Here is a 12,664-nt window from a genome sequence, read left to right on the forward strand (position 1 = left end):
CCCTGTGGGAGAGGGATTAAGGGTGAGGGCTACCTTAAAAAAATCCCCTCCCCCTTATAGGGAGAGGATCGCCTACGGGCCGGAGTGCGGGTTGACGCGGTCGGAATCCCGTTACGGACCTGATCAGCCGGGGGCGGTCGCATCCGCCGCGAGGCGCCTAGGCCGCTGAACCCCTTAAAAAAAGACCCAACGATAAGCCCCGGGAGACAAGATGAACTTCCTCGGCGCGAACAAGGTCTGGCAGGTGATCGTCCTCGTCGTACTCCTCGCCGGTCTGGCGGTCGGCGATTACCTCTGGATCACGGCGGTGGAGAAGCCGATTCTGGTTCCCCTGGGCGGGGAAAATTTCTTCGCCCAGATGAACTACCGGCGCATCTACGTGGACCGCTACGGCGACCAGACGGTCTACGACCGGATTTTAGCGGAGAAGGCCCGCCTCCAGGCGGCGTACGAGGAGGAGCTGGCCGCGGCCCAGGCCCGCATCGCCGCCAAGGAGAAGGGCGTGGTGCTCCCCACGGGACCGGCCCCGGTTCCCGAGGAGTGGATTCTGAGCGAGGCCGCCGCCCTGGGGAAGGGCGAGGTGATAGCCACGGTGGAGCTGAACGTCGTCGAGGCGATAATTTTCGGCACCGCCGTGACCATCCTCGTGCTCTACCTTTTCAACGTGCTGTTCCTGAGCCGCGGTCGCTCCGTGGTGGAGAGCGCCCCGGATCACTCCGACTAGGGGGCGGTGATAACGCCGGACTCCGACAGGCGTGAACCGACGATGAGGCGGGCCCGGAGGCTCGCCCTTTTTGGACTCGCCCTGGGCATATCGTTATCCGGTTGCGCCCGCGCGCCGCGACCGGTCGGACCCGAACCGGTCAAGGTTGAGGCGGACATCGCCATCGCCCTCCCGCTCCACCTGGACCAACGGCCCGTCGGCCCGCCCAACCGCCTCCCCGCCACCGAGCTCAGGGTCACCGCCGCGGACTCAGGCGAGGCCGAGCTTCTGGCCCAGTCCGCCGCCGGACGAGCCGCTGAGCTGGGCGCCGCGGTCCTTTCCCACGAAGTCCGGGAACTGCCCGGACGCCGCGAGCTGACCATGCGCTTCGGTCCCGAGGGCGGCCCAGAGCGCTTCCGACTGGTGATAACCTGGCCCGTGGAGCTCCCCCGCGGGCCGCGCCTGGCCATAATCATAGACGACTGCGGCGGGCGCGACCCCCGCGTAACGGGCATCCTCGACCTGCCGGTGACCCCGTCGGTGCTGCCGTACCGGACGTACTCGCGGGCGGTGACGGAGGCCGCCCGGGAGGCCGGACGCGAGGTCATGCTCCACCTCCCCTGCGAGCCGCTGGGAAGTGAGAACCCCGGTCCCGGCGCGCTCTACACATACATGACCGACGCCGAGCTCCGCCGCCTCGTCGGCCAGGCCCTCCAGGATGTGGGCCCCGTGGACGGCGTCAACAACCACATGGGCTCGAAGCTGACCTCCGACCGCCGCTGCATGGCCGCCGTTTTAGCCGAAATCGCCGACCGCAACCTGTGGTTCGTGGACTCGGTGACGTACCACACGTCGGTGGCGGCCACCCTGGCCGCGGAGTGCGGCCTGCCCCACGCCCGCCGGGACATTTTTCTGGACAACGACCCCGCCCGCCGCGCCGTGGTCAAAGAATTAAAGCGCGCCGTGGACCTCGCCCGCGAGCGCGACGGGCCCGTCGTCGTCATCGGCCACGACCGCGACGCCACCCTCGACGCGATCCGCGAGGTGATTACATACGCCCGGGAGGCCGGCGTCGCCCTGGTCGGGGTCTCGCAGTGCCTGGAGTAGCTCCGCTTGACCCGGCCCCGCGGGGGGGCTAAACTTTACTCGGAAACTCCCCCGGGAGAAGCCATGCGCCGCCAGACACCCGTTCTCGTCGTCGCCCTGGTGCTCCTGACCGCCCTGGCCGCCGGCGGGGGCCAACTGGACCCCGACCGCGTCTACACCGTCCAGCGCGGCGACACCCTCTGGGACCTGGCCGAGGAGTTCCTGGGCAGCCCCTGGCTCTGGCCACTCATCTGGCAGGCCAACCCCGCCATCGTGGAGCACCCGCACTGGATTTACCCCGGCGAGGAAATCTACATCCCGCCCAACGTCCCCCCCGAGCTCCCCACGCGCATCCAGGTCCGCATCCGCGACGACGAGCCCATCGTGGCCTTGACGCGGGAGCAGCTCGTCGCCCTCTGGCGGCGGCTTCTCGAGTACGGCGGCATGGTGGTGCCCGACATTGACGAGTACTGGGAGCTGGCCCACATCGTGGCCTCCGCCGACGAAGACCGAACCATGATCGCGCTCTACGACGAGGTGTACATCTCCGGCGGCGACGACGAGGGCTTCTACCCCGGCGCCCAGTTCCTCGTCTACCGCGACAAGGGCCTCGTCGTCGTCCCCGACTCCCGCATAGACGTGGGCCGCCTCATCCAGAACGTGGGCGTCATCGAGGTCACCGACGTCTTCCCCGAAGTCAGCCGCGCCAAGATAATCGCCTGCAACGAGGCCGTCTTCGTCGGCGACAAGATTCGTTTCCGCGAGGATATTGACTCGGAGTTCCTCCGCTTCCGCACGGGGGTCGAGCCGCCGGTGTGGGAATCCGAGGAGGAGGCGCTCGCCGAGCGCGGGTACGTCTGCTGGGAGCGCGACGGCCGCAGCTACGCCGCCCAGGGCCACGTGGTCTACATCAACTGGGGGACCGACCAGGGCCTCGAGCCCGGCTCCAGGGTCATCGTCTGGCGCTCCGGGCGCACCGTGGACGACCCGGTCGGTCTCGAGGCGGTCAGGCTCCCCGACGAAAAGATAGGTACGCTGGGGGTGTTGAAGGTCACCGATTCCACGGCCACCTGCCTGGTCCTGGGCAACACCACCCGCATCGAAATCGGCGACTACGTGGACTACGTGCGGAGATAAAACTTGACTTATAGTCTATGGACATGTTAGGGTAATCGAGTAACAATTCCCCTATGGGGAAGTTATTAACAATACTCGGCTCAAACATCAGGCGTTTAAGAAAACGTCTCAATCTAACCCAAGAAGAACTAGCGTCCAGAGTTCGAAGGCACCCAACTTACATAAGCGGTATCGAAAGGGGAGTCAGAAACATAACCATTAATGTACTAGAAGACATCTCAACTGCTTTAGAAGTTGAACCAACCGAAATAATTCAAATAGAAATAAGCCAATTAGAGAAAAACCTAAACTGCTCGAAAAATGACATAATAAAAGCGGTCGAAGCCGGCTTCAGAGCACAGGTTGATGTAAAGGGCAAACTGGCTGAGTTATTTCTGTCGCGATGTTTGACCGACTTGGAACATGAGGGGGTAATTGAGGGCTATAAATGGCATGACGAAGATAAACTTCCCGATTTCTCAATTAAATACAGAGGGAGAGACTACACGTTAGAATGTAAGAATGTACGTAGCGGTGAGAAAATGATAGTAAAGGACGGTTATCGCATAGAGGTAGAAAAAACGAGAAATTCAAAAGATGGTTCAAACACGAGATCATACGGCATAGACGAATTCGACCTACTAGCCGCTTGTACGTTTAATCAGACAAATGAATGGACCTATTTGTATGCAGCCACATTTAAGCTGAAAAGGAAAAAAGGCGAAGAAACGCTGTTAAAAATTATGCAGCCCGTTCCCTTTAAACCCGGCCCAACTTGGCGTTCATCGCTAGAAGAAGCGATACGAGATATACCCGATGAAGCTTGAAAATAATAACAACCTCAACCCATTTTATAAGACCTCGCTAGGTTCTGCCTACCTGGGTGACACCTTCTCTTTAATAAAACAAACACCGGACGAGAGTATTGACCTCATATTTACATCACCACCATACGCGCTCCATTTTAAAAAGGAGTATGGAAATGAAAACCAGGACGAATACGTCGAATGGTTTATATCGTTGGGAGAGGATTTAAAAAGGGTATTAAAGCCAACAGGCAGTTTTGTGCTGAACATCGGGGGCAGTTGGGAGCCGGGAAGACCGACCAGGTCTTTGTGCCATTTCGAAGTATTAATTAAGCTTGTAAAAGATATAGGTTTCTATTTAGCTCAGGAGTTTTACTGGTACAACCCCGCCAAGTTGCCCGTTCCTGCTGAGTGGGTAACAGTCCGCAAATTGAGGGTAAAAGACTCTGTCGAATGTTTGTGGTGGCTTTCAAAGACACCTGAGCCCAAAGCAAGTAACGAAAAGGTGCTTCGTGAGTACAGCGAGGACATGAAACGTCTTATTAAAAGGGGGTATAGAACAAAAAGACGTCCGTCGGGTCATAATATTACACACAAGTTCCAAAATGATAGAGGAGGTTCTATACCCGACAACATCTTAATATTCGGTAATAACGACAGCACGGGGTACTATTTGAAAAGGTGCAAGGAATCCGGGCTGAAGGTTCACCCCGCACGTTTTCCGATTCAACTACCTACGTTTTTCATTAAATTTCTGACTGAGCCGGGAGATATTGTGTTTGACCCTTTCGCCGGCAGTAATACGACTGGTGAAGCCGCTGAGAGGTTGGGCAGGAAGTGGTTATCCTTTGAAAGAGAAGAAGAATATTTAATTGCCAGTTCTTTCCGTTTTGAAGGATTATCAAACATTGTTACTGAGGTAGAATCTATTGAAAATAATATATATACACCCAATCAGTTAGACATTAATCTCAAGTAAGTTTCCCTACAAGTAAAAGTAACTTCAAGCGGCCCGGGGCCGCGTTTTTAGCTGGAAATACGATGATGACGACGCGTAGGGGCATCCTCGCGTTACTCGAAGACCGGCGGGCGGCGTGGGTCATACTCCTCCTGGCGGTCGTGCTGCGCCTCGGCATCCTCTTCCTCGTCGCCGACGAGCCCCTGGTCTCGGACGCCGCGGGCTACTTCAAAGAAGCCCGGTACCTCGCCGAGGGTACGAGCTACACCCCCCGGTGGCCCCCGGGCCTGCCCATCTACCTGTCCGTTTTCCAGCACCTGAATTCCGGCGAGTTCCTCGCCCGGGCCTCGATGCTTCTGTGGTTCCTGGCGCTGGCCCTGTTGGGGTACCGGCTCGTTTTAGACGCGTCCCAAGAGGCGAAGTGGACCCCGGAGGGCGCGGCCTCGGCCCGCTTCGGCGCCAACCTCCTCCTCCTCGCCTTCGCCCTCTACCCGTGTTACGTCCTCAACTCGGTGGACACGCTCACCCAGCTCCCGGCGGCGGTGGGGGTGACCGCGGCGGCCCTGCTGACGCTGCGTGTCGCCCGCGGGGCGGGGGTCGGGACGGCGGTGGTGCTGGGGTGCGTGCTGGGGGCGACGGTGCTCATCCGGCCCACGAGCCTCGTCCTCCTCGCGGGGGTGCCGGTCTACCTGGCGGTGAAGTTGAAGAAGCCGCTGCCGCCCCTGGCGGTCTTTTTGCCGGCGGCCGGCGTCGTCGGTCTCTGGCTCCTGGTCGCGCAACACATGACCGGCCACTTCGTCTTCATCAACGAGGCCAACACCTGGAACCTCTTTTTGGGGAACAACCCGTACACGCCGCTTTACAGGACGTGGTGGCTGGGGTCGCACTCGGGCGTCGAATCCGGGTGGCCCGCCGGCTTCAGACGCCTGGTGACCGAGATAAACGCGCTGCCGGCGCACCTGCGGAGCGGACGGTACGCGGCGGTGGCCTGGGTGGAGATAGCCGGACGACCGGATCTCTTCCTCGTGCGCAGCCTGAGCCGCGTGCGGACATACCTCGCCACCGACAGCTTCACCGGCTCGTACCTCGTGAAAATCTTCGGCCTGCCGCTGTGGGTGGGGCTGGCGGCCATCGCGGCCGACGGCGCGTTCTACGTGGGCATCGCCGGGGCGGTCGTCGCGGCGCTCTTCGCGGGGGGTAGGGTGCTTCCCGAAAGGGACGCCCTGACGGTGCTCCTGGGAATCTCATTGCTCTACGCGCTGCCCTACTTCGTCAGCTTCTCCCACCCCGTGTACCACATCCCCACCACGCCGCTGTTGGCGGTCGTGGCGGCGGTGTTCGTCGGCCGTCTCCGGCGGGGGGGCGACGTGTGGGAAAAGCTGAAAAAATCCAAAAAAAGGCGGATCGGACTGTGGGTCGTCGCCGCCATTTTTGTGGCGATACAGATAGAGTGGCTCGTCGTCATGGCCGGCGTGATGTGAGGGGGGGACGTTGACCTGCGCGGAGGTCGTCGCCAGGCTCGAATCCCTGGCCTCGGACAGAAATCGCGAGGGCATGGGCCGCTTCGGCATCGCCGTGGACCGGGCGCTGGGGGTCCCCATGCCCGAGCTGCGCCGCCTGGCCAAGGAAATCGGCTCTGACCACGACCTGGCCGGGGAGCTGTGGGAGACCGGCATCCACGAGGCGCGCCTTCTGGCCTGCCTCGTCGCCCTGCCGGGAAAGCTGACCGAGGAGCAATTGGAGCGCTGGGCCGCCGGGTTCGACTCCTGGGACCTGGTGGACCAGTGCTGCTCGAACCTGGTGGACCGGACCCCCTTCGCCTGGGCCAAGGTGCGGGAGTGGGCGGGGCGGGAGGAGGAGTTCGTCCGGCGGGCCGCCTTCGCCCTCCTGGCCGCCCTGGCGGTCCACGACAAGAAGTCCCCCGACGGGCGGTTCCTCGACCTCCTGCCGTTGATTGAAGGTGCGTCGGACGACGGGCGCAACTACGTCAAGAAAGCCGTCAACTGGGCACTCCGGCAGATCGGCAAGCGCAACCTCTCGCTGAACGCGGCGGCGGTGAAAACGGCGGAGGAAATTTCAAAAAGGGACTCGAAGGCGGCGCGCTGGATCGCCGCCGACGCCCTGCGCGAGCTTTCTAGCGCGAAGCTCCTCGACCGGCTGCGTGACAAGGCCCGGCGCGCCGGGCGGTCCCGATAGCCCCCGCCCCGACCTTTCTGCTACAATCACCGTGACCCGCCCGGTAAAAAAATGAGCCGTCATCCCGAGATAGACCTGACGCGGATAACGCCGCAGCCCGTGGCGCGGGTTGAGTTAGGACTCGTGAGCCGCACCTTGGACGCCCGCGCCTGAACCGCCTGTCAGTAAAATTGGTACCATGCGGGTGTGCAGGGTCACCAGGTCCACACCGCTCGGTAGTTGGCGACTAGGTGGCTTGAGTAGGGGAGTAAACGATGGCCATTCCGGATTTCCAGTCGTTGTTCGTTCCTGTCTTGCACTCTTTGGAGGATGGGGGAGACCATTCCGTGAGAGAGACTATCGAATACGTTGAAAAGAAGTTCCATCTTACTGAAAAAGACATGAGCGCCACTTTGAAGGGAGGCGCACAAACGGTAGTCTACAATCGTGTTACGTGGACCATCAGTTACCTGAGGCACGCGCTGCTTCTCGAAAATGTCAAGCGTGGCGTGTTTCATATAACCGATCGTGGACGCAAAGTGTTGGCGGATAATCCGGCAAGGCTGAGCATCAAAGATCTAATGCAGTTTCCCGAGTTTGCCGCATGGCTGGCGAGTACGAAGGTCGGGAAACGATCCGCGGCAGCGGAATCATCCCTGGTTGACGACACACAAACGCCCGAGGAGCTGATCGAGGAGAACTTCAACGTCCTGGAGCGGCAACTGGCAGACGAGCTGCTGAACCAGGTCAAGTCAAACTCACCGGGTTTCTTCGAGCGGCTGGTAGTCGAGCTTTTAGTGAAAATGGGCTACGGCGGTTCCTTCGAGGACGCGGGGAGGGCCATCGGACGCTCGGGGGACGAGGGGATAGATGGGGTTATCAATGAAGATCGTCTTGGACTCGATGTTATCTACATCCAGGCGAAGCGGTGGGAAAGAAGCGTCGGTCGGCCGGAGATACAGTCATTCGTGGGGGCTCTGGCCGGGCAGAAGGCGCACAAAGGCGTTTTCATCACAACCTCCGATTTCAGCGAAAGCGCCCGAAGGTACGCCAAATCACTTGAAAATAAAGTCGTCCTGATAGACGGGAGCCAGCTGGCTCATTTCATGATAGAACACGATATAGGCGTCTCGACGGTGAACACCTACAGGATAAAAAAGATAGATTCCGATTACTTTGAAATCAGTTAATTGTTGTCTATATAGATTACATTAACGTTATAGGACCGACCTCGGGTACAATTCAAGATGTCCTTCAACCCGGAACGCCGATGAGCCGTCATCCCGAGATAGACCTGACGCGGATAACGCCGCAGCCCGTGGCGGAGCGGCCGAGCAAGGTCACGCTGGCCGACCTGTGCTCCGTGCCCACGGCGGCGGACGCGGCGCTCCTGGACCGCCTGCCGGACCTGCTGACCGCGCGGGACCTGCGCTTCGTCGTGGGCCGGACGGTGGAGGCGGCGCGGGGGGGCTATCCGGTGATTTTCGGCGCCGGGGCCCACCTGGTGAAGGCCGGCGTGGGGCCGCTCATCGTCGCCCTGGCCGAGCGGAATCTATTGACCTGCCTGGCGGTGAACGGGGCCTTCGCCATCCACGACCTCGAATTGGCGCACTTCGCAAAAACCTCGGAGGACGTGGCGGCGCAGTTACCGCTGGGGCGCTTCGGCATGGCGCGGGAGACGGCGGCGCTGGTCAACGGGGCCTACTCCCGGGCGGCGCGGGAGGGCCTGGGGGCCGGCGAGGCGCTGGGGCTCGCCGCCTCCGACGGTGAGAATAAAAAAGCGAGCGTCCTGGCAAGGCTGCACGACCTGGGCGTCCCCGTCACCGTCCACGTGGCCCTGGGCACCGACATCAACCACATGCACCCGGACTGCGACGGCGCGGCGGTGGGCGAGGCCAGCCTGCGCGACTTCCGCATCCTGGCGCACCAGGCGGCGCGCCTGGGCGGCTCCGGCGGCGCCCTCGGCGGGTGCTACCTGAATTGGGGCTCGGCGGTGCTGTTGCCCGAGGTGTTTTTGAAGGCGGTCTCCGCGGCCCGCAACCTCGGGATGACCGGGCGGTTCACCACGGCGGCCTTCGATTTCAACGTGGCCTACAGGGTGAGCGAGAACGTGGTGAACCGGCCCAGCCCCGGCGACGGCCGCTACCTGGTCGGCCCGCACGAGATCCTGCTGCCGCTCTTCTACGCCGCCTGCCTGCGGGAGTTGGAGGGACATGGGGCCTGACGAACTGGCCGCCCACGAGCTCCGCCTCGCCACGGAGAACCTGGCGAAGGTCGCCGACGAGCTGGCCGGCCCGGTGACCCGCGCGGCGGAGATCATCATCGGGGCGCTCAAGGCCGGGGGGAAGGTCCTTTTATGCGGCAACGGGGGCTCGGCCGCCGACGCCCAGCACTTCGCCGCCGAGCTCGTCGGGCGTTTCGAGACCGAGCGCCGGCCCCTCCCCGCCGTCGCCCTCTCCACCAACACCAGCAACCTCACCGCCATCGGCAACGACTACGGCTTCGCGGAGGTGTTCGCCCGGCAGGTCCGCGCCCTTGGCCGCGAGGGGGACGTGCTGGTCGCCATCTCCACCAGCGGAGGCTCGCCCAACGTCCTGGCGGCCGTGGCCGCCGCCCGGGAAAAAATGATGCGGGTCGTGGCCCTGGCCGGTCGCGAGGGGGGGAAACTGGCGCCGGTGGCCGACGCGGCCGTGGTCGTCCCGGGCCCGCGCACCTGCCGCATCCAGGAGGGCCACATCACCTGCATCCACGTCATCTGCCGCCTCGTGGACGAGGCGATGACCGGATGAGTGAGGACCGATCCCTTCCGCCGTCCGGCGCGGGCCCCATTCAGACCGTGAGGGTGAGGTGTCCGAGAAAAGACTGATCGCCGTTTCCGCCGAGGGGGACCGCGGTCTGGATTCGCCCGTCTGCGGCCGTTTCGGCCGCGCCCCGTACTTCTGCTTCGTGGAGGAGGAGGCGGGCGAGCTGGGTGAGTGCCGCTGCCTGGCCAACCCCTACTTCGAGGACCACCGGCCGGGGCGGGTCCCGCTCTTCATCAAGAAGCAGGGGGCGGACGTGATCATTTCCGGCAGAATGGGCCCCAGCGCGGCGAAAATATTCGACCACCACGGCATCGAGGTGGCCACCGGCGCCTCCGGCACGGTCCGCGAGGCGGTCGCGGCCTTCCTCACGGGCGGGATGAAGGGCCGGCGGCTCCACGGCCGCCGCGGAGACGGCGCGCGCCGGCATTATTAGAGGAGGCCCGCTGAAGGAAACCCTGTCCAAGAAACGCCTCGAGGAGCTGCTGGCCTCGCTTCCCGGTCGGCGGGTGCTCGTCGTGGGTGACCTGATGCTGGACCGCTACGTCTGGGGCCGGGTGGAGCGCATCAGCCCCGAGGCGCCGGTTCCGGTGGTCGAGGTGGAGCGGGAGACGTCGCTGGCGGGCGGCGCGGCCAACGTGACCCGCACCGTCGCCGCCCTGGGGGGCGTTCCGCTCCTTTTAGGCGTGGTCGGAGCCGACGAGGACGCCGCGGAGCTGCGCGCCCGGCTCACCGCCGACGGGATAGACCACGGGTACGTCCTCACCGTGCGCGACCGGCCGACCACCCTCAAGACCCGCGTCATGGCCGATCGGCAACAGGTCTGCCGCGTGGACCACGAGATGCGCACCCCGGTGGACGAGGCCGCCCGGGCGAACCTCGCCGCCCGCGGGCGGGAGCTCTTAGCCGGGGCCGACGCCCTCCTCCTCTCCGACTACGGCAAGGGGCTCCTCTCCCCGGGCCTCATCCGCGACCTGGTGGACGCCGCCGGGGGGAAGCCCAGCGCCGTGGACCCCAAGCAGGACCACTTCGCCGCCTACGCCGGGGTGACGGTGGCCACGCCGAACAACCACGAGGCGGGTGGCGCGGTGGGCCGGCGCGGGCGCTACGAGGAGCTGGACGACGTCGCCGCCAGGCTCTTCGAGCTCACCGGCCTTGAGAACCTTCTCATCACCTGCGGCGAGCGGGGGATGCGCCTGTACGAGGGTCCCGGGGCCCGTGCCGAGGTCATCCAGACCGTGGCCCGGGAGGTTTTCGACGTCACCGGGGCCGGCGACACGGTCACCGGAGTGCTCACCCTGGCCCTGGCCGCCGGGGCGTCCATGTCCGAGGGGGCGCACCTGGCGAACCTGGCCGCCGGGGTGGTCATCGCCAAGGTCGGTGTGGCCACCGCCTCGCCGGCTGAAATCCTCCGCCAGTACGACCTCGTCGCGGGTGTGTAAAAAACGTTGCCAAAGGGGGCCGGTTGATTGGTATAATGATGGCCGGTCGTATGCTTAAGGGCTTGAAAAAAGCGCGTAGCTGAAGGGGTCTAGCGATGTTACGTAAGCTGTATTTCGATTTCCGTGACGTGCTGCGGGCGCCGCGCCTGGGCTTCTCCGCAAAGAAGATCTGGGTGCAGTTCACCGGCCTCCTCATCGGTCTGGCGGGGTACGCCGTCCTGGCCTACACCTCGCTCCTGGTCGCCGGCGCCTCCTTCGCCGAAATCTGGTTCAACTACGGCGCCCTGCCCATCCCCCTGGCCTTCGGCCCGGGCGGCGACGTGGCGAACTACTTCGTGGGCGTCCCCTGGTACTCGTGGCTCATCTGGGCCGTGGGAGTCCTGTGGGCGCTGGTGATCGCCCTGTTGGCCGGGACCGCCACCGCCAAGCTCACCTACGAGCAGCTCCGCGGGAACGATTTCTACTCGAAGAAGGAGGCGTGGCGGTTCGCGCGCAAGAACGCCGCCGCCGTCATCCTCTCCCCCGTGGGCCTGGCGATTCTCGCCGCGGGACTCGTCTTCGGCGGCCTCGTCATCGGCTGGTTCGCCAGTTGGGGCGCCGTATCCGCCTGGATTACCGCCGCCTTCTTCCCCGTCATCATCGGCGTCACCATCTTCACCCTCTACCTCGCGGTGATAATCGTCGTGGGGGTGGTCATCGCGCCCGCCGTCGTCGCCACCACCAAGAACGACACCTTCGAGACCATCTTCGAGCTCTTCTCCACCGTGGCCGCCCAGCCCTGGAGGCTCTTCATCTACGAGTTCCTCCTGTTCCTGGCCACCCTCATCGCCTTCGGTGTGTTCCTCGTATTCATCCTGTTCGCCCTGAAGCTGATGAAGATGGTCTTCGGGGTCTGGTGGGGGACGGATTTCACCCAGTACGTCCTGCCCCAGGCGCAGCACTACACCCACAGTTTCCTGCGGGTGCCGGTGGACGCGGCCCAGGTTTACTTCAACCGGTTCCTCCTCTGCTGCCAGCAACAGGGGTTCGCGCCCTGGTTCCTCGTGGGCAACATCCCGGGCATCTACTGGCTCCTGGCGCCGCAGACTTACAGCTTCATCCCGATTCAGCCCGCCGCCGGGCTCCACGTCGCCTCCATCATCCTCGCCGTGGGGCTCATCGGCCTCATCGGCATCCTGGCCAGTTACCTCCTGGCCACCTGCCAGGCGGGGCAGACGCTCATCTACGTGGCCCTCAGAAAGAAGAAGGACGACGAGAACATCCTCGAGCGCCGCGACTACGACGAGGAGTTCCCCGAGTTCGAGGTCCCCGAGGACCTGGATGAGGGTGAAAAGCCCGCCGAGGCCGGGGAGAAGCCCGAGGACGAGGGCAAGAAAGAGGAGAAGGAGTAGCCTTCCCTCGACGTGCGCCTGAACGTAGGGCGGGGATTTTGATCCCCGCCTTTTTTACATCCGACCCACGCCCCGGCCCGTGCCTCGCTGCGATGACGTAGGGGCGGGTGTCCACACCCGCCCGCCCCTCTCCCTAGCCCTCCCCCCAAAGGGGGGAGGGGACTCGATGCAACCCCCACCCCGGCC

Annotated in this window: 13 protein-coding genes; all 13 read left to right on the forward strand. The window is 63.5% G+C overall.

Annotated features, from left to right (window positions below; genetic code table 11):
* Window positions 1–211: 211 nt before the first annotated feature.
* The 13 genes from VM054_03560 (at window position 212) to VM054_03620 (ending at window position 12,478) form a co-directional block, all read left to right on the forward strand.
* A complete protein-coding gene (locus VM054_03560) occupies window positions 212–724 on the forward strand; it encodes a hypothetical protein (GenBank protein ID HUT98130.1) in 513 nt (170 codons plus the stop codon).
* A gap of 42 nt (window positions 725–766) precedes the next feature.
* Window positions 767–1,810, forward strand: a complete 1,044-nt coding sequence (locus tag VM054_03565) for a divergent polysaccharide deacetylase family protein (GenBank protein HUT98131.1) — start codon at window positions 767–769, stop codon at window positions 1,808–1,810.
* Between the two features lie 63 nt (window positions 1,811–1,873).
* Complete coding sequence (locus tag VM054_03570; GenBank protein ID HUT98132.1) at window positions 1,874–2,926, forward strand: LysM peptidoglycan-binding domain-containing protein; 1,053 nt, start codon at window positions 1,874–1,876, stop codon at window positions 2,924–2,926.
* Window positions 2,927–2,979: 53 nt separating this feature from the next.
* On the forward strand, window positions 2,980–3,732 hold the full coding sequence (locus tag VM054_03575) for a helix-turn-helix transcriptional regulator (GenBank protein ID HUT98133.1): 753 nt from the start codon (window positions 2,980–2,982) through the stop codon (window positions 3,730–3,732).
* Window positions 3,722–4,690, forward strand: coding sequence for a site-specific DNA-methyltransferase (locus VM054_03580; GenBank protein ID HUT98134.1), 969 nt, complete (start codon window positions 3,722–3,724; stop codon window positions 4,688–4,690). Before VM054_03575 ends, VM054_03580 begins: the two co-directional genes overlap by 11 nt.
* Before the next feature lie 65 nt (window positions 4,691–4,755).
* Window positions 4,756–6,150 (forward strand): hypothetical protein, encoded by a 1,395-nt coding sequence (locus VM054_03585; GenBank protein ID HUT98135.1) that lies wholly within the window; start codon window positions 4,756–4,758, stop codon window positions 6,148–6,150.
* A 10-nt stretch (window positions 6,151–6,160) separates the two neighbouring features.
* Window positions 6,161–6,865 (forward strand): DNA alkylation repair protein, encoded by a 705-nt coding sequence (locus VM054_03590; GenBank protein ID HUT98136.1) that lies wholly within the window; start codon window positions 6,161–6,163, stop codon window positions 6,863–6,865.
* Window positions 6,866–7,119: 254 nt separating this feature from the next.
* Complete coding sequence (locus VM054_03595) at window positions 7,120–8,034, forward strand: restriction endonuclease (GenBank protein HUT98137.1); 915 nt, start codon at window positions 7,120–7,122, stop codon at window positions 8,032–8,034.
* A gap of 80 nt (window positions 8,035–8,114) precedes the next feature.
* On the forward strand, window positions 8,115–9,068 hold the full coding sequence (locus VM054_03600) for a hypothetical protein (protein HUT98138.1): 954 nt from the start codon (window positions 8,115–8,117) through the stop codon (window positions 9,066–9,068).
* Window positions 9,058–9,633, forward strand: a complete 576-nt coding sequence (gene gmhA, locus VM054_03605) for a D-sedoheptulose 7-phosphate isomerase (GenBank protein HUT98139.1) — start codon at window positions 9,058–9,060, stop codon at window positions 9,631–9,633. The genes VM054_03600 and gmhA overlap by 11 nt, the downstream gene beginning before the upstream one ends.
* 58 nt (window positions 9,634–9,691) lie before the next feature.
* On the forward strand, window positions 9,692–10,081 hold the full coding sequence (locus VM054_03610) for a NifB/NifX family molybdenum-iron cluster-binding protein (GenBank protein ID HUT98140.1): 390 nt from the start codon (window positions 9,692–9,694) through the stop codon (window positions 10,079–10,081).
* 49 nt (window positions 10,082–10,130) lie between these two features.
* Window positions 10,131–11,087, forward strand: coding sequence for a D-glycero-beta-D-manno-heptose-7-phosphate kinase (gene rfaE1 / locus VM054_03615; GenBank protein ID HUT98141.1), 957 nt, complete (start codon window positions 10,131–10,133; stop codon window positions 11,085–11,087).
* Window positions 11,088–11,182: 95 nt separating this feature from the next.
* Window positions 11,183–12,478, forward strand: coding sequence for a hypothetical protein (locus tag VM054_03620; GenBank protein HUT98142.1), 1,296 nt, complete (start codon window positions 11,183–11,185; stop codon window positions 12,476–12,478).
* Window positions 12,479–12,664 lie beyond the last annotated feature (186 nt).

The sequence above is a fragment of the bacterium genome (assembly GCA_035528375.1).
Taxonomy (GTDB): Bacteria; RBG-13-66-14; RBG-13-66-14; order RBG-13-66-14; family RBG-13-66-14; genus RBG-13-66-14.

What these genes read in the sequence shown, in the direction of transcription:
- VM054_03585 (HUT98135.1), top strand. Translation starts at nt 4,756, where the DNA reads ATGACGACGCGTAGGGGCATCCTCGCGTTACTCGAAGACCGGCGGGCG.
- VM054_03600 (HUT98138.1), top strand. Translation starts at nt 8,115, where the DNA reads ATGAGCCGTCATCCCGAGATAGACCTGACGCGGATAACGCCGCAGCCC.
- VM054_03560 (HUT98130.1), top strand. Translation starts at nt 212, where the DNA reads ATGAACTTCCTCGGCGCGAACAAGGTCTGGCAGGTGATCGTCCTCGTC.
- VM054_03575 (HUT98133.1), top strand. Translation starts at nt 2,980, where the DNA reads ATGGGGAAGTTATTAACAATACTCGGCTCAAACATCAGGCGTTTAAGA.
- VM054_03565 (HUT98131.1), top strand. Translation starts at nt 767, where the DNA reads ATGAGGCGGGCCCGGAGGCTCGCCCTTTTTGGACTCGCCCTGGGCATA.
- VM054_03620 (HUT98142.1), top strand. Translation starts at nt 11,183, where the DNA reads ATGTTACGTAAGCTGTATTTCGATTTCCGTGACGTGCTGCGGGCGCCG.
- VM054_03570 (HUT98132.1), top strand. Translation starts at nt 1,874, where the DNA reads ATGCGCCGCCAGACACCCGTTCTCGTCGTCGCCCTGGTGCTCCTGACC.
- gmhA (HUT98139.1), top strand. Translation starts at nt 9,058, where the DNA reads ATGGGGCCTGACGAACTGGCCGCCCACGAGCTCCGCCTCGCCACGGAG.
- VM054_03595 (HUT98137.1), top strand. Translation starts at nt 7,120, where the DNA reads ATGGCCATTCCGGATTTCCAGTCGTTGTTCGTTCCTGTCTTGCACTCT.
- VM054_03580 (HUT98134.1), top strand. Translation starts at nt 3,722, where the DNA reads ATGAAGCTTGAAAATAATAACAACCTCAACCCATTTTATAAGACCTCG.